Source organism: Paenibacillus sp. Dod16, assembly GCF_049893405.1.
In the GTDB taxonomy this organism is placed as follows: Bacteria; Bacillota; Bacilli; order Paenibacillales; family Paenibacillaceae; genus Paenibacillus_AQ.
The window spans coordinates 36,796-52,999 of the sequence record NZ_JBNDYG010000043.1 but is presented as its reverse complement, the minus strand read 5'-3'; the positions used below and the strand labels follow the sequence as shown (position 1 = coordinate 52,999).

14 protein-coding genes are annotated in these 16,204 nt (G+C 47.9%); 7 read left to right on the top strand and 7 right to left on the bottom strand.

Going from position 1 to position 16,204, the window contains the following annotated elements:
• The first annotated feature begins 262 nt into the window (after nucleotides 1-262).
• Both ACPV3A_RS28025 and ACPV3A_RS28020 read left to right on the top strand, forming a co-directional pair.
• A complete protein-coding gene (locus ACPV3A_RS28025; protein ID WP_426202698.1) occupies nucleotides 263-751 on the top strand; it encodes a DUF2243 domain-containing protein in 489 nt (162 codons plus the stop codon).
• Nucleotides 752-755: 4 nt separating this feature from the next.
• Complete coding sequence (locus ACPV3A_RS28020; protein ID WP_426202696.1) at nucleotides 756-1,583, top strand: cytochrome c oxidase assembly protein; 828 nt, start codon at nucleotides 756-758, stop codon at nucleotides 1,581-1,583.
• Here ACPV3A_RS28020 and ACPV3A_RS28015 read toward each other — a convergent pair.
• The 4 genes from ACPV3A_RS28015 to ACPV3A_RS28000 form a co-directional block, all read right to left on the bottom strand.
• Nucleotides 1,580-2,503, bottom strand: coding sequence for a VanW family protein (locus tag ACPV3A_RS28015; protein WP_426202841.1), 924 nt, complete (start codon nucleotides 2,501-2,503; stop codon nucleotides 1,580-1,582). The genes ACPV3A_RS28020 and ACPV3A_RS28015 overlap by 4 nt on opposite strands.
• A 187-nt stretch (nucleotides 2,504-2,690) precedes the next feature.
• Nucleotides 2,691-3,941 (bottom strand): multidrug effflux MFS transporter, encoded by a 1,251-nt coding sequence (locus ACPV3A_RS28010; protein WP_426202694.1) that lies wholly within the window; start codon nucleotides 3,939-3,941, stop codon nucleotides 2,691-2,693.
• Nucleotides 3,942-4,068: 127 nt separating this feature from the next.
• Nucleotides 4,069-5,631 (bottom strand): ATP-binding protein, encoded by a 1,563-nt coding sequence (locus ACPV3A_RS28005; protein WP_426202692.1) that lies wholly within the window; start codon nucleotides 5,629-5,631, stop codon nucleotides 4,069-4,071.
• Nucleotides 5,632-5,816: 185 nt separating this feature from the next.
• Entirely contained in the window at nucleotides 5,817-6,599 is a 783-nt protein-coding gene (locus tag ACPV3A_RS28000; RefSeq protein WP_426202690.1) for a YqzG/YhdC family protein, read from the bottom strand.
• Nucleotides 6,600-6,761: 162 nt separating this feature from the next.
• Here ACPV3A_RS28000 and ACPV3A_RS27995 point away from each other — a divergent pair, with 162 nt between their 5' ends.
• The 5 genes from ACPV3A_RS27995 to ureC all read left to right on the top strand — a co-directional run bounded on the left by ACPV3A_RS27995 (nucleotide 6,762) and on the right by ureC (nucleotide 13,045).
• Nucleotides 6,762-8,267 (top strand): spore germination protein, encoded by a 1,506-nt coding sequence (locus tag ACPV3A_RS27995; protein WP_426202688.1) that lies wholly within the window; start codon nucleotides 6,762-6,764, stop codon nucleotides 8,265-8,267.
• A gap of 6 nt (nucleotides 8,268-8,273) precedes the next feature.
• The gene (locus tag ACPV3A_RS27990; RefSeq protein ID WP_426202686.1) at nucleotides 8,274-9,350 is read left to right on the top strand and encodes a GerAB/ArcD/ProY family transporter; all 1,077 of its coding nucleotides are present in this window, start codon (nucleotides 8,274-8,276) and stop codon (nucleotides 9,348-9,350) included.
• Between the two features lie 6 nt (nucleotides 9,351-9,356).
• Entirely contained in the window at nucleotides 9,357-10,454 is a 1,098-nt protein-coding gene (locus ACPV3A_RS27985; protein WP_426202684.1) for a Ger(x)C family spore germination protein, read from the top strand.
• A 237-nt stretch (nucleotides 10,455-10,691) separates the two neighbouring features.
• Nucleotides 10,692-11,336 (top strand): urease subunit gamma, encoded by a 645-nt coding sequence (gene ureA, locus ACPV3A_RS27980; protein ID WP_426202682.1) that lies wholly within the window; start codon nucleotides 10,692-10,694, stop codon nucleotides 11,334-11,336.
• Complete coding sequence (gene ureC / locus ACPV3A_RS27975; RefSeq protein WP_426202679.1) at nucleotides 11,333-13,045, top strand: urease subunit alpha; 1,713 nt, start codon at nucleotides 11,333-11,335, stop codon at nucleotides 13,043-13,045. Before ureA ends, ureC begins: the two co-directional genes overlap by 4 nt.
• 112 nt (nucleotides 13,046-13,157) lie before the next feature.
• Here ureC and ACPV3A_RS27970 read toward each other — a convergent pair whose 3' ends face one another.
• The 3 genes from ACPV3A_RS27970 to ACPV3A_RS27960 form a co-directional block, all read right to left on the bottom strand.
• Nucleotides 13,158-14,231: an acyl-CoA dehydrogenase gene (locus tag ACPV3A_RS27970; RefSeq protein WP_426202677.1), complete on the bottom strand. Its 1,074-nt coding sequence runs from the start codon at nucleotides 14,229-14,231 to the stop codon at nucleotides 13,158-13,160.
• Nucleotides 14,232-14,306: 75 nt separating this feature from the next.
• Nucleotides 14,307-15,002, bottom strand: a complete 696-nt coding sequence (locus ACPV3A_RS27965) for a DUF3658 domain-containing protein (protein ID WP_426202675.1) — start codon at nucleotides 15,000-15,002, stop codon at nucleotides 14,307-14,309.
• Nucleotides 14,999-16,012: a DUF1835 domain-containing protein gene (locus ACPV3A_RS27960; RefSeq protein ID WP_426202673.1), complete on the bottom strand. Its 1,014-nt coding sequence runs from the start codon at nucleotides 16,010-16,012 to the stop codon at nucleotides 14,999-15,001. The genes ACPV3A_RS27965 and ACPV3A_RS27960 overlap by 4 nt, the downstream gene beginning before the upstream one ends.
• Nucleotides 16,013-16,204: the final 192 nt, after the last annotated feature.

Sequence of the window (16,204 nt, the reverse complement as noted above, 5' to 3'; positions counted from 1 at the left end):
CAACCAAAGTGAACTGAAGTAGGAACTTTTGATACAGTCATCTAACGGGCAGGAATTCATCGTTAGGATTTATCCGCGAGTTTACATATTATACATTATGTAAACTATTCACCGTATTGCCGTTTATCTTTTAGTTCAATAAGGAATCCTCATTCCAAGCCCCAGGAGTTATTGAAATGGTAAAAATGGGTAACCTTAGTTAGTAGAACCCTTTTAAAACAATACACTTCGAATTTTTATGAAATGGAAGAGGATGAACCGAATGAAGTCAACAAAATCCAAAGAACACCAATTACAGCGCAGACGTTACTCCGCACGTAATTTATGGGCCGGCATCTTATTCGGATTAGGTCTAGTCGGTTTTATCGATGAGGCTGTGTTTCATCAATTGCTGCATTGGCATCATTTCTATGATAAATCTACAAGCGATATCGGTCTTGTCTCCGATGGACTGTTTCACGCTTTCAGCTGGTTCGCCACCATCGGATCCTCGTTCATGCTTGCCGATCTTCACCGCCGAAATGCGTTCTGGCTGAAACGGTGGATTGGAGGTATCCTGCTTGGAGGCGGCGCCTTCCAGCTGTATGACGGCATCATTCAGCATAAATGGATGCGTCTGCACCAGATTCGTTATAACGTCGATATCCGTCCCTACGATTGGATCTGGAACCTGATTGCTGCGGGCATGATCATAGTGGGTGTGATTCTCATCGTGCGAACTCAAAACCGTGCTCTTTCCAGGGAGGCCTGATCTTATGGTGAGTAACCATTCGTTTGATCATGGGGCTGGAATGTCCGGAGCCTCTGCTTCATGGACGTCCTGGGATTTATTCATAGGTGGCTTGATCTTCGCGTTTCTCATTCTTCTGTATATGGTTGCTGCTAGAGTCTCCAATCGAAACTACCGAACATGGCCGGTCTATCGTTATCTGTGCTGGGTTGCGGGAATGCTTTGCGTTGGTTTGCCGCTGATCGGTCCGCTGGCGCGACTCGCCCCTGCGAACTTCACGATCCACATGCTCGGACATCTGCTGCTTGGTATGCTGGGGCCGCTGTTGATTGCATTCTCCACTCCGATGACGCTGCTGCTCAGGTCTACCCCATTACTATTCGCAAGACGGATCGCTCGTTTGCTGAAGAGCAAGCCAGCTCAAATCGTTGCTCATCCAGCGGTAGCGGCCTTGTTGAATATTGGTGGACTATGGGTCCTGTACACAACCGGCCTATTCATGGATATGCATCATAGTCTTTTGCTTCATATCGTGGTGCATTTTCATGTTTTTGCAGCCGGATATATATTTACGGTATCTATGATTTACGTAGATGTGGCTCCGCACCGTCACAGCTTCCAGGCTCGTGCGATCATCCTGGTCATCGCCATTGCCGGACATGGAATCCTCTCCAAATACATATACGCCCATCCGCCAGACGGCGTCCCTTCGGAACAGGCCAAGCTCGGCGGAATGCTGATGTATTACGGCGGCGACGCGATTGAGCTCATTCTAGTGTTTTGGCTGTGTATGCAATGGTATAAGTCGGCGCGCCCGCGACCTGCTGCATCCATCCTCCAAGCCTTGGATTAATCACCGTTTACCGGATTGTGCTTGGTGTCACTCGTCTCCTCCGGCAGCATGTTAGATATGCTTGGTACATTGCGCGGCTTATATTCTATGAGTTCGGAAGAGTAGATGGCAACGGTCATTCTTCCTCCATTACCGAATGCCCGGATGAGGATAGGCTGATTATAGGCGTTCTCAAAAACAAAATCCGGACCTCCCCAGCTCACCGTAGCATCGCGCCCCGGCAGCACATAAGGGACGTTCCGGCTGTGAGAGTAACGCTTTACAATCTGCAAGCCTGCACGGTCAATGGCGTTATACAATGTAGAAGAAACCTGACAGATCCCTCCTCCTACTCCCTCTGATAACTCACCTCTGACGATAACGCCGGCACGTCTGTAACCTCTGTCCACTGTTCTCATGCCAACCACCTGATTAAATGAGAAGGTTTCTCCGGGGAACACGACTGCACTGTCAATCGCCTGGGCAGCTAATGCTATATTATGGGAACGATTTTTGTTGTTGGAATTAAAATAGGTGACATAGTAACCTATCGGTTTAACCCGAATGGAGGCAAGAAGCTCGGTATCCACCTTCGGATAAATCGGATACCTCGGCGCTTCGACGGTAGCGCCCCCAGTCCCGTACCAATACGAATAATATCGATCCAACAGTTTGCGTCGATCCAGTCTATGACCATTCTGCCCCGGAATGATTTGGCCGCTGCTGCCAATCCGGGCATTCCTGGCTTCCAGATAGGTTTTCCGATCAAGCGCATCCACCCATTGATTGTATTTATCCATATCCAGCAGCGGGAATACATCAAGTGCATGTTCGCTTCGGCTCACGCTGGCCATGACTTTGCCTTCTTGCGTTATCATTAAATTGTTGTTTTCCGGTTCATCCCCTTGCAGGAGCATAAACAATAGACCGAAGACTGACATCCATCTCAAGCTGGTTCACCTGCTTTATCTTTATGTTTTTCTCTTCTTTCGGTTTACGTAATATGTCCGGTTTCGTTTACTCTCTGGTATTATGATTGCATTACAGGTAATTCATTCAGATTGTTTTATAAACCAAAGAAACCCGCACCATGTATGTGCGAGTTTCTTTATATGTTCTGTCTTTATTTTACAAGGAGACCGGCGTCTCTTTCCTATGACTAAAGGGCATAACAAGGAACAGGAACGAGCTTACAGCCAGTAATTCTGCAATCCCGATGACCGTTCCCGTAGTTGCAGCAGTCGTTCCGTCTCCCAGGCCCACCAGTGGACTTGCGGCTGCGCCTAATAGCAAAGGCAGTAATCCAAGAAGCGCGGACGCACTGCCTGATGTATGGGCTGCTTGCTTCTGCATCGCCAGTGATGTTGTCGTTGCACTGACCATGCCGACGGCAGAAACAATCAGGAATAACATCGGGGCAATCAGCAGCAGTCCGCCGCCAAGCCAGGTGATCGCGAACAGCGAAGTCCCGCCAAAGGCCGCTATGATGAGACCCGTTGTCAACAATTTGGACTCCCCTGTGCGAGAGGCCAATCTACCCGTGATTTGAGAGAACAGCACAATGCCAACCCCATTAACGGCAAAGAACAGGCTGTACATTTGAGGGGATACGCCGAAGATATCCTGCAGCACGAATGGTGACCCTGAGATATACGCAAACATCGCGGCTGATACGAACGCTTGAGAGAGCGCATAACCGACAAATACGCGGTCCCGAATCAGCGTACCGAAGGTACGGAAGGTTTGTTTGATCCCTCCATTGGCCCTTTTCTCCCGATTGAGCGTTTCCGGAAGACCAAACCATACCGCGAGCAGCATAAGCAGTCCAATCAGGAACAGGACAACAAAAACCCCCCGCCAAGAGACAAAATTAAGGATAAACGCACCGAATACTGGAGCGATAATGGGTGCCAAACCATTGATCAGCATCAGCAATGTAAAAAACTTGGTCAGCTCCGAACCGGTGTATAAATCCCGGACGACAGCCCTGGATATGACAATACCGGCTGCTCCACTTGCTCCCTGTACAAATCGAAGCGCAACCAGAACCCATATACTTGGGGCAAACGCACACAGCAAAGAGGTAATCGAATAAATAATCAAGGATATGATGAGTGGTGCTCTTCTCCCCCGAATATCGCTGAGTGGGCCTGCTACAAGCTGTCCTAGTGCAAGACCAAGTAGAAATGCCGTCAGGCTTAATTGGGCCAACGATGCTGGCGATCCCAAACTCTCGGAGAGTTTAGGCAGTGCAGGTAAATACATATCAACGGAAAGTGGCCCGAAAGCCGAAAGAGATCCGAGAATCAAGGCAAACTGAAGCCTCTTCCTCCGAGATAGAACCATGGTTGAACCGGCTTCTTTCGTGGACATCGACATACGATCTGTTACTTCCTTTCTTGCAACACATTGATGCATGAGTATAAATTTTTGCAAAACCATGTTGGATTTGCTAAACAACTATCCTATCATAGGATATATTTCGGTCGATTGCCATCCAAATTTTCTAAGCCAGTGGAATCCGCAAGGTAAACGTCGTGCCGATCCCTAGCTCGCTGTGAACCGTTATTCTGCCGCCATGGTCCTCTACAATTTTTTGACACAGGGACAGCCCAAGGCCGGTCCCTTCTTCTTTGGTTGTATAGAACGGATCAAAAATCTTGACCAGATTTTCATCGGGAATGCCTTTTCCGGTATCCTCAACTTCCACAACAGCCATTCGTTCTTCCGCCCTGAGCGAGAGTCGGACAGTACCGGTGTGCTCCATCGCTTGAAAAGAATTACGGATCAGGTTGATTAGCACCTGAATGATCTTATCACGGTCCATGACAATCTGAATCGGCTCATCACTTAAGTCCAGCCTAAACAAATGACCGCGCGAAGTTGCTTCGGATTCACACAAGGAATAGACCCGGGTCAAACAATCCGTTAGGGATTCAACCCTCATATTGCTGGCATGCGGCTTGGAAAAGTGCAAAAATTCTGCCGTCAGCTCCCCTACCCGCGTGATTTCCCCCATAATGACCTCATACCACGGCTGAATGTTATAACCTTGATTTTTGGAGAGTTGGATGAAGCCTTTAATAGAGGTAAGCGGATTCCGAATTTCATGGGCCATTCCGGCAGCCAATTCCCCAACCATCTTCATCTTTTCCGTTCGGATCATTTCCTCCTGGCCTCGCATCCAGGAATTTCGCCGCATTTGAAATATCCGGTCTTCTGCCGTGCTGATCATCTCTTGATAAGTTAAAGCTTCGTGCGGGTAACAAGTGATGCTATAGGTCACCTGTACGCCGATACTTTCAAAATTGAACAGGCTGCTGTCGATGTTGACATGCTCGGGGAGCAGCACAGCAAAGCGATCCCCTGCATATCGGGAGGCTGCCAGCATATCACTCAGGAACAGCATGCGCAGCGCACGAGAGAAGTTGATCAGAATCTCATTGGCTGTGGAGATGTCCTTCGCATTTAACGATTTAAAATTGTTGATGTCCAGCAGCACCAACTGGAAAGGCTTGTTCAACTCAACAAGATGCTGGACTTTATGCAAATATCCATCATAATTCAGAAGCCCCGTCAAGGGATCGTGATAGGTCAAATAATCGTTTTGCTTATATAACTTCTTCTTCTCCGATTCGAGAAAGTTTACAAAGTGAAATGAAACCACGATGACAAAGGAAGACAAACAATCAAATACAGCGACCAGTATGTTGTACTTTGTAATCGGCACATAAGTCAGACGAATGATGGAATATTGAAGGATCATAAGAAGGCACAGCGGCAACGATTCTATGAAACGCTCTTTTTTATGAATGAGGTTGATGATGAGTATGTAATACAACAAGATACACCAATTCAAATGGCTGACAAAATGAAACGCCCCGAGAAAGAGAAATTGAATATTGCGAAGCCATTCTAACTTTCGATCAAAAATAACGGATGCATACAGTAACGATGCCGTGAGCAGCATCATAGGGATTGACGTTTGATATCCAAGATAAACCGATGACACCATAATAAAAACCGATATCAATGGAACAAATAGGAGCTTAAGTACTATAAAAGACAAAGCGAATCACTCCTAAACCACTATTACTGGCGCAAAATGTAGAAATCACGGAGGCAAGTTTCACCAAATATGGTACACCATATGTATGCGTCTGAACAGCAGGAAAACACGACTTTCAAAAAAAGAAACCGTGATTCTCTTTCAGGAAATCGTGTTTATTCCTGCTAACAAGCTCGTTTTTTGGGCTAGATTTCCTCGTACCGAATCGATATGAACTGATGGGTTGTTGGATGAAACGCAACGGTTACATATACGCCGAATTCAAGAGCCCCCTCCTTAAGCCAAAGTTTAAACTTCTCCTCCGCCAGTTCACTAGAGATCGTGGTTCTTCCCATGTAGAGGTAGTCGACTACATCCATATTGTATTTACGCTTTGCTTCCGTGACGGCAAGAGTTCCCCACGTGGCGTAAGCAGGGTCTTTGCTGTTCACCGCATGGATCAAGGACTCTGCAATTTCTGTCAATTCCTGCTGCCTGATTTCTGAAGAAGCACCATTTGCAGCAGTTAAAAGGTATTGCCAGTTCCCCTTTTCGAATACGAACAGTTGCAGCGTATTAGTCGACCCCTTGTAAAACTTTGCGGATGTATGATCTGTCAGCATCAATTCCTGAAATGATAGATGTTTCAACTGCTGTTTATTCTCTAGCGGATATAATTCGATTTTGTAGTCATTATCAAGTTTATATCGGTTAAGATAATGAATCTCCAAATGCTCGTCCAATCCCCCATCCATGTCATAACAGCGGCCATACTGATGCGTGAAAGCGACGGGCGGCAACTGCGGCGGTAAGTAGACGGCTGTACCGAAATGTTTCGCACACGCCCTCACTGCCTCCTCCACAAGCTCACCACCGGATTCAAAGATGCCCTGCTGAACATAAGAATCCTGAGGTTTGTTAATGCCTTGATCATTACCAGGACTAATCCCAAGCGATATAACCCCGGCCATTAAGATACTGCCCAGCATAGTAAACCTCCTCTTTACACCTCTAGATAAAATCTCGCTTCGTCTCTCAAGCCTAAGCTTCCCGCTAACGGTCTTCCTAATTCGATATGGGATTCGTTGGATAGATCCAGGGCAAAGTACGCACACTATGACAGACTATGCAGGAATCCGAGGTGTAAAGACGTGGGAATGAAGCAGAAGTTAAAATCCATCTTTCTGGTCAACCATGAGCAAGCCGATAAAGGTCCGGCTCAAGAAAATCAACAGGACCCTCATCCCCAGGAGGGAGCCACGCTGACACTGCAGCATATCATCGATCAATTTGATCATGCCGCCGATTTTGTCCATAAATCCTATCTTAATGAACGTCTGCATGTTCTGTATTTCAGTCATTTAGTCAATGAGGATCGGCTGGAGCGTGATCTGCTTCCCCCTGTGTTGACCGCTGAAGCGCCGCTTGCGTTGTTAACGGAGCAATCCCAATTTAAACCAGTAACGGATACCAAAAAATGTGTTGAAGGCATTCTTAGCGGCATGGCAGCTATCTTTTACGAGGAAAATGCATTCATGATCGATGTCATATTCCCGGTGTCCCGTACGGTTGCAGAATCCGAAACGGAATCCATCATTATCGGGCCGCACGAGGCGTTTACCGAACAGGCTTATACGAATCTGTCTTTAATTCGAAAGAGAGTTCAGAGTTCTCATCTCAAAGTCATTAAACTTTCCGTGGGAGAAGTCACGAAATCAGATGTCTATGTTCTGTACGTCAAGGACATCACGAATGAGAAGTACGTAAATGAAGTGATAAAGCGAATTAAGGATATTGAAATCGATGCTATACATGATACGAATATGCTAATTCAGTGCATTGATGATGCTCCTTATTCGATCTTCGCCCAATTTCTGACCACCGAGCGCCCGGATACGATTGCATCCAAGCTGGTTTCAGGTCGAGTCGTCGGGATTATGGACGGGAGTCCGACTGCCTTCAGCGCTCCGGTCAACTTTTTTGAGTTCTTCTCATCCTCCGATGATTATTACCAGAGATGGAGCATTGGTACAGCGACCTTGTTCCTGAGGTTTGCAGCGCTCATCATCACGGTGACATTGACGGCCCTTTACGTCTCGGTGACCTCTTTTCACTATGAAATGATTCCACAGAATCTACTCCTTACATTAACCGAGTCCAGAAGCAGAGTGCCTTTCCCCCCGATCTTTGAAGCGCTTCTGATGGAGACAACCATTGAGCTTCTAAGGGAAGCCGGGGCCAGACTGCCCACCAAGATCGGTCAGACTATCGGTATCGTAGGTGGTATCGTCATAGGACAAGCTGCCGTGCAGGCAGGCTTAACCAGTAACATTCTGATTATCGCCGTCGCTTCCTCGGCAATTGCCTCCTTTGTTATTCCCAATTATGTCATGAGCGCTTCTTTTCGCCTGCTCCGATTCGGACTCATTATTATGGCAGGATTTTGGGGCAATCTGGGTTTGGCCTTTGGACTGGCGTATATCGTCGTTCACCTTAGCGGTTTGACGAGTATAGGCAGCTCTTATTTGTCGCCAATTGCTCCTTTTGAGCCCTATGACTGGAAAGACGTATTTATGAGATTGCCTTTTTCCACCCTGGCCAAGCGGCCGACTCAAGTTAAAGCGAGAAACAAAGTGAAGTTAAAAATGAAGAGGTGAGGACAATTGAAAGAAAAACTATCCCAATTTCATACAGCGATCCTCATCTATATGATTCAAACGGGCGTCTACGTATTCAGCATCACGCAGATCGAAGCCCAGTATTTCGGAACAAATGGATGGCTTATTGTAATCCCGATATCCATTCTGGTCTGTCTCAATATTTACCTAATGTATTGGGTGTATCGGCTGGGCAAAGGTCAATCGATCTTTGAAATACTGGAGAAAAGCATTCCAAAGTTCCTCCTGGTTCCCTTCTATCTGGCTTTTAGCATGGTATGGGCACTAATCGGCTGTCTTGTTGCTAAGGAATATGTGCTGATCTTTCAGATGTTTGCCTTCCCAACAACCGACCCGATGGCATTCAAGATTGCGATCGATGTTCTAGCCTTTATGCTGCTGACCAAAGGGCTCTATAACATCTCCAAGGCTTCGACCGTTTACTTCTGGTGCACCATTTGGATGAGTTTGCTGCTTATTTACTACTCTGGGGAATTCAGATTCGAGCGATTAACGCCTTATATTTTTCAAGACAGCTACAATATGACCGAAGGATTCTTTCATATCTATTTGGCATTTATGGGATATGAGCTGTGTTTACTATTCTTTCCTTACACCGATAAGAAGACGAAATTGTTCAGGGCCGTTATTTACGGTCATCTTATTCGTACAGTATCCTACGTTCTCTTGGGTTTTGTCTCGTTCGGAGTCATTGGCAGCGATATGCTGAAGGTTATGTTGTTTCCATTACTCGATTTATTGGCTTATATCAAGCTGCCGTTCATGGAGCGAATTGAGAATCTCTTCTACGGCTTCTTTCTGTTCACCACCATCATCACCCTCGTCCTTTACTTTTGGGCAGCCGGTGAGAGCACCCAACGAGTTTTCCCGAAGATCAAAATCAATGTTCACTATTTCTTTATCATTCTTTTTGCTTTGCTCATATCCTACATTCCAACCGTATTGAATACCATCCGAGAATGGATTTTGTATCTGGGTTATATCCAGATCGGATTCGCCTATATTGTACCGGTGATACTAATCATTCTGCTGCTATGGCAGCGGCGAAAAAAGGCAGCGTGATGTGATATGTTAAAAAAATGTACATGCTTGCTCCTCCTGCTGTGTATCATCCCTCTATCAGGTTGCGGAGATCAGAGGATTCTGGAAGATCTGGGTTTCATCCAGACCACCAGTTATGATTTGCTGCCGGATGGCAAGCTAGCCATCACGGTCTCGATTCCCCAAGCGGATCCGGAAACCTCCGCTAAACGGGAGGTATTGACGGCGACCGCCGAGAGCAGCAAAGAAGCGAAAATGATCATGTCCAGGAGAACGGGTATGCTGCTGGTAAGCGGACAAATCCGCAACGTATTGTTCGGCCTTTCGATGGCGAAAAATGGACTTCATGGACATCTGGACACCTTGTTCAGAGATCCCTCCATTTCATCACAGGTCAAAGTGAGTGCCGCCGAGAGCAGCAAAGAAATCGACGATTACAGTCAGCATCCGCGTACAGGTCGATATATCGACATGCTGCTTGAAAAAGAAGCGCTGGGGCAGACGATTCCAAAGGTAACTTTGTTCAACTTTGCTAGGGATTTTTTCGATCAGGGTATAGACCCCGTTGCTCCGATTATTAAGAAGCATGAGAATAATTACATTACGACGAATGGAATCGCATTATTTCGAGATGATCGTTATGTAACGAAGATCGAACCTCAGGATGCAATGGTCTTCGCTTTTCTGAAAGGCAAATTCAGAGATGGCCAAATAAATATAGAACTAGCGGAGCCCGGTGACACGAAGGAAATTGTCATGTTCAGTTCATTGATCAGCTCACGTAAAGTGAAAGTCACCCGTGGAGCTCAGGGCGTTGACAAAGTGACGTATCATATTAAAGTGACCGGCACTGTTCTGGAATACATCGGCGATGCCAGGTTGAGCAATGATCGGGAACGGCATGAGCTGGAGAAGCGGATCAGTAAATATATTTCGAAAAAAGGCGATCGCATCATTACGCTCATGAAACAGCATCAGGTAGATAGCCTCGGAATAGGAACGGTTGTCCGTAACCGTGTTGGTTACGCGCAATGGAAAAAGATGAACTGGCGACAGGAGCTTCAGAAGCTGCCGGTGGAATGTTTGGTTGAAGTGCATATTAAAGATTATGGCAAGTTTCGATAAATTGTGAAGGGCCCGAACAGGGTCTTTTTTTGTGCTTATAAGAAATCCTCTATCCCGCTTGGAGTAAATCTGATCGTGAAGTGAAGTTAATGTAATAATATCTCACATTAATATTGACTATTTATTTGGGTAGTGCTACATTTATCCAAAATAAACACCATTATGCATCACTATCTTTATACACACCACACGGTGTGTGAAGTATTCTAACAAATACAATGTGAAGGAGTGGCCAGGATGCATCTCACTTACCAGGAAAGAGACAAATTATTGCTTTTCCTCGCGTCGGAATTAGCGCAGAAACGGTTAGCCCGCGGGTTGAAATTGAACTACCCTGAAGCGGCCGCACTCATTTCAGGTTATGTTGTTGAAGGAGCTCGTGATGGTAAGTCTGTAGCCGAATTAATGGAAGAAGCGCGTCATGTGCTGTCAGCGGATCAAGTGATGGACGGCGTCGCCCACTTGCTTAGGGAAGTCCAAGTCGAAGCCACCTTTGTGGATGGTACCAAGCTGGTCAGCGTTCATGACCCGATTCAAGGCGCGTCAGACGCACCCGGCATTATTGCAGGCGAATACGACCTGCGAGATGAGCCGATTGAGCTGGTACCCAGCCGCCCTCGCATTACGCGTGAAGTCACCAACAGTGGAGACCGACCGATTCAGGTAGGGTCGCACTTCCATTTTTACGAATGCAATCCCGCCTTGTTATTCGAGCGGAACGGCACGCAGGGATACAGGCTAGATATTGCTTCCGGATTGTCGACCAGGTTCGAACCCGGGGAAACCTTGGAGGTCACACTTGTTCAAATTGGCGGCACCCAGGAGATTCACGGTTTTGCAGGGTTAACGAACGGAAAAATCAATGGGGTGGTGAGCTTATGACAACAATTGATCGTGCTACCTATGCCAGCATGTACGGGCCAACAATTGGGGATCGGGTTAGGCTGGCCGACACCTCCCTCTGGCTTGAGATCGAGAAGGATTATACCGTCTACGGGGATGAATGTGTGTTTGGCGGCGGTAAAGTGATACGTGACGGCATGGGGCAGCATCCCCTCGCGACCCGCGCGGAAGGCGCACTGGATCTGGTCATTACGAATGCCATCATTATCGATACTTGGGGAATTGTTAAAGCGGATATCGGGATCAAGGACGGGTTCATCTGCGGTATCGGAAAAGCGGGAAATCCACTCATGATGGATGGGGTCACCGAAGGTATGATTATCGGTGTGGGCACCGAAGTTATCTCCGCCGAGAACATGATCGTAACAGCTGGCGGTGTGGATTCGCATGTGCACTTCATTAGTCCACAGCAAGTCGAAATCGCGCTCCAAAGCGGTGTCACTACCTTTGTTGGGGGAGGCACCGGGCCTGCTACGGGAACTCTGGCAACCAATTGTACTTCCGGGGTATGGAATCTGCAGCGGATGCTGCAGGCGACGGATGCTCTTCCGATAAATATGGTTTTTCTGGGCCGCGGGAATAGCAGCCGTCCGGAAGCGCTGGCGGAACAAGTCCATGCAGGTGCGGCCGGACTCAAAATTCACGAAGACTGGGGCAGCACGCCCTATGTGATTGACAAATGTCTAAATGTTGCCGAAGAACTGGATGTGCAGGTTAACATCCATACTGATACACTGAATGAAGCGGGTTTTGTTGAAGACAGCTTGCGATCCTTTAACGGCCGGGCGATTCATACCTATCATACCGAGGGTGCGGGAGGCGGTCACGCCCCTGATCTGCTGCGGGTAGCATCCATGCCGAATGTCCTCCCTTCCTCGACCAGTCCGACCATGCCCTATACGGTAAATACGGTTGACGAACATCTGGATATGCTGATGATTTGCCATCATCTTGATCCGCGTATTCCGGAGGATGTTGCCTTTGCCGCATCAAGGATCCGAGCAGAGACCATTGGGGCTGAAGATATTCTCCATGACATTGGCGCAATCAGCATGACCAGCTCCGATTCACAAGCGATGGGCCGTGTTGGTGAAGTCGCTATCCGTACATGGCAAACGGCGGACAAAATGAAACAACAGCGCGGTTCGCTAGAATCGGATACGAAATCGGACAATTTCCGAATCAAGCGCTACATCGCCAAATACACCATTAACCCTGCCATGACCCATGGCATATCCGATTACGTTGGCTCCATCGAAGTCGGGAAAATGGCCGACCTCGTACTCTGGAAACCCGCCTTCTTCGGAGCCAAGCCGGAGATCGTACTGAAGAGCGGCATGATTGTACACGCGGTCATGGGCGATCCGAACGCTTCCATCGCTACACCACAGCCTTATATGTATCGGCCGATGTTCGGCAGCTATGGCGGAGCGCAGGCTGCACTAAGCGCAACATTCGTTTCCCAGTCCTCCCTGCAGCTGGGTACGCTTGATCCATTAGGATTGCGCAAACAGCTACTGCCTGTTCGAAACTGCCGAACCGTAAGAAAGGCCGATCTGGTTCACAATGGTGAGACACCAGAAATTATGGTCGATCCGGTGACTTATGCGGTAACCGTTAACGGCGAGAGGCTGACAAGCGCCCCATCCTCCCACCTGCCTTTATCGCAGCGTTATTTCCTGGTTTAACGAATAAGCGAAATAAAATCCTATCAAATGAAGCGAATGTAGATATCTCTGGCAATGCCGAAACATAAAAACCATGAGCTGCTTGGTATGCAGCTCATGGTTTTTTTCTCCATCAGAAGTTTCTTAGCAGCGAATGCGAGCATGCCGTCTGAAGATCCCTCCAGCAGCGATTGATATCGGCGTCTTCCATCGCAGCGGATAAACCCAACAGCGGGAACATCTGTTGGCCGCAGGATAACGCGGTTTGGGCTGCTGCTATGCTGCGGGCGGTTACCTCTACTTCCGTTGCATTTGATATTTCACCATTACGCAGCAGCTCCTCCCATGAGCTTTCCACCGTTTTATAAAAATCCGAAACAGATAGCTCCAAAGCAGCCTTACGCTCCTCCAGCTTGCTGAACACATGAGAAGAGCTTCCTCGCTGTGTCGCAAGCGATTCCGCGGCCTCAAGGAAATGCTCGGCGATGCCCGCTGCGACGCCAGCAAAAGATACTTGGGCAAACGGCAGGAAGGGATATTGATAGATCGTTTCGTTCTCATACGCTTGGATTTCCGTAAGGGAGAACGTCATCTCCACCGGCACGAACGCCTCCACAGCAGATATCGTATGACTCGCCGTTGCCCGCAGTCCGAAGGCATTCCAATCCTCCAGAATCTCGATTTGATCAGGATTCAGAATAAAGGATCGAATATGAGACTCGTCCTGGTCCGCATTCGGTACATCAGCTGCATCTTGTACCGTGGAAGCCGGTTCAATAACTGCATTGGCTGTAAAGGTCGTAGCATAGGTAGAACCGCTGCAATACTTCCAGCTGCCGTTCACAATATATCCGCCATCTACCTGTCTTGCCGTACCTGTTGGCATCCCGCTGCCCGCAATCACCGCTTCGCGGTGCGCGAATACGCGGCGGCTCACCTCCCGGCTCATCAGCGCAGCGAAGAATCCTCCACCTGCACCAATCGTAACCAGCCATCCCAGGTTGCCGTCGATCCTGGCACTCTCCTGAAAAATGCGCGCAGCCTCCGGCAGCGATGTCATTCTTCCTTCAAGCTCATCGGGCACAAACAAGTGAAACAAACGATGATCATATATTGCTGCCAACACTTCGGGTGTTACTTGTCGACGCTTGTCCATCCCAAGCGCTTGTTCTCGTATGGTTTGAATCTGCTGTGCTGTAAATAACATAACTCCACCGCTTTCCACTTTCATTTCTCGGTCTGAATGATATAACAATTAAGGCCTTGTTCGAATGTGTTTCATCTATTCTATCGGAGCCGTTTCATCGATCTGGGTTAACACCTTCTCCAGGGAACCCATCAAGGATATACGTTGTTCTTGATGATGATGATACGAACTCATAAAGTCCTCGATTTGAGATTGTATGCTGGTCGTAACAGTTTCCTGGTTGGAGGAAACAGATGCTCCCAGACCCTCTGCATCCAATTGGCGTAGTTCTTCCATGAATCCACTCTCTGCAATGTTAATTTCCATCATCTCATGCAGCAGCGACTTCAGCTTCACGATCTTAGCCAAGCGTTGTTCATGGCTCCACTGTTCCTCGGAAGTCGATGCATCCACAAGTGATATGCTGTAATTTCGCATGGCATCCAGCTCGCCGGAGTAGGTTAATGCGCCTTCCTGAATCAGGTGACGAACCCGATATTCGATAAAAGAGTCGGAAACGGTTAATTCACCCATTCCGATCACCTCGCCAATAATGCGGGCTGATTTCTTGAAGAACCCATGTCTGGCCTCAAGACGATAAGCGGCTTGCAGTATATCTGCATCATAGTAAGATTCAGGAACGGTGCACAGCCGCTCGCCTTGAAGGACGCGAAGGAACCCATCGTCGTTTACGAGACGCTGCCAATCCGCACGATAGCCAGCCTGATCCTGCGGCGATAATGGAACTTGCTCGGCTGTATCCAGCACGATTTGAAGTTTATCTGAAGTCATCTCAAACGTTCCCCGATACCAACTGTTTGGATCCTGCTGACGATGAACGCTTGTCCGGTCAGCTGCTGGGGCCAGGTCAGCCAATCGAAGGCGGCTTGCAGCATTGTTAATTTTCTGTCTTCCGCATGCGCAATGCTGTATCGTTCCTGAAACCACTTATTTCGGGTAGAGAACGAACGGGAGAAATCATGGTCTTTGGGAAGCGGCCCTACCATAAGGTTATCGCCCAATGTAACCACGATCTCTCCCGGTTTCGAGCGCAGCATCATCTTTAACGACCCTGCCGTTGAATCATCGAAGGCAATATGGACACGTGATACATTCCGGCGATGAATCGGGGATTCGTGCAGGTAGGCTTCATTCCCCAACGCCCACTCTTTATCGAATAACTGGAGAAAGAGCTCGAAACTTTGATGCTTGCCATCTGCCAGCAGCCTTGCCGATTCCGTATTCATTTTATCCTTCAGCTTCAGAAGCTTTTCATGGAAATGGTTAACGGCCGTGCTTTTGCCTTTTCGATATTCCTCTTGTGTCATATGCTCCCGAAGGGAAATGTATGGATCGTACATGCTTTGACCCTTCCATCCGGAATAAGCGAAAGTACGGGCAATCCCGATTGCACCAATCGCATCCAGACGATCTGCATCCTGTACAATTCGCCCTTCCAATGTACGCATGGCGCTCCCCGTTCCGCCTGAGAACGACATCGTACTAATAATCTCCAACACGTTCTCCTGGTCAGATGCTTCAACACCGGCTTGGTTCAACCATTGCTGAACCCGCTCGTAACCCGCTTCCTTTGATTCATTCAGCTTCTCATCAGCAACGTCATGCAGGTAGGCTGACAACTCACATATGTATGCATTCGCCCCTTCAAGATAAGCTAGGAGTCGGGCGATGCGGGTGACACGCTGAACATGCCACCAATCATGACCGCTGGAATCTTGTCCATGCACGGAACGTGCAAAATCTTGAGCTTGCTGAATGATATGACTATGAGTCGATTTCATCTGATTTATTTTCCCCCATCTAAAGGTTCCGGCTTTTGCCTCTAGGTTCTATTATTCCCGATTTACTAGAGCGTCGCAACTTAGAGAATGTTATAGGCTGTTGTATCCGCCTAGCGCTTGCGGGCATACGATAAACAGGATTGGGTTGACGAATTGGGTTTAACAACGGCGAAGACAAGATAGAAAGGAACT

Excerpts from the sequence above, each read along its gene's own strand:
- ACPV3A_RS28025 (WP_426202698.1), top strand. The coding sequence starts at position 263 with ATGAAGTCAACAAAATCCAAAGAACACCAATTACAGCGCAGACGTTAC.
- ACPV3A_RS28020 (WP_426202696.1), top strand. The coding sequence starts at position 756 with ATGGTGAGTAACCATTCGTTTGATCATGGGGCTGGAATGTCCGGAGCC.
- ACPV3A_RS28015 (WP_426202841.1), bottom strand. The coding sequence starts at position 2,503 with ATGTCAGTCTTCGGTCTATTGTTTATGCTCCTGCAAGGGGATGAACCG.
- ACPV3A_RS28010 (WP_426202694.1), bottom strand. The coding sequence starts at position 3,941 with ATGTCGATGTCCACGAAAGAAGCCGGTTCAACCATGGTTCTATCTCGG.
- ACPV3A_RS28000 (WP_426202690.1), bottom strand. The coding sequence starts at position 6,599 with ATGCTGGGCAGTATCTTAATGGCCGGGGTTATATCGCTTGGGATTAGT.
- ACPV3A_RS27985 (WP_426202684.1), top strand. The coding sequence starts at position 9,357 with ATGTTAAAAAAATGTACATGCTTGCTCCTCCTGCTGTGTATCATCCCT.
- ureA (WP_426202682.1), top strand. The coding sequence starts at position 10,692 with ATGCATCTCACTTACCAGGAAAGAGACAAATTATTGCTTTTCCTCGCG.
- ureC (WP_426202679.1), top strand. The coding sequence starts at position 11,333 with ATGACAACAATTGATCGTGCTACCTATGCCAGCATGTACGGGCCAACA.
- ACPV3A_RS27970 (WP_426202677.1), bottom strand. The coding sequence starts at position 14,231 with ATGTTATTTACAGCACAGCAGATTCAAACCATACGAGAACAAGCGCTT.
- ACPV3A_RS27965 (WP_426202675.1), bottom strand. The coding sequence starts at position 15,002 with ATGACTTCAGATAAACTTCAAATCGTGCTGGATACAGCCGAGCAAGTT.
- ACPV3A_RS27960 (WP_426202673.1), bottom strand. The coding sequence starts at position 16,012 with ATGAAATCGACTCATAGTCATATCATTCAGCAAGCTCAAGATTTTGCA.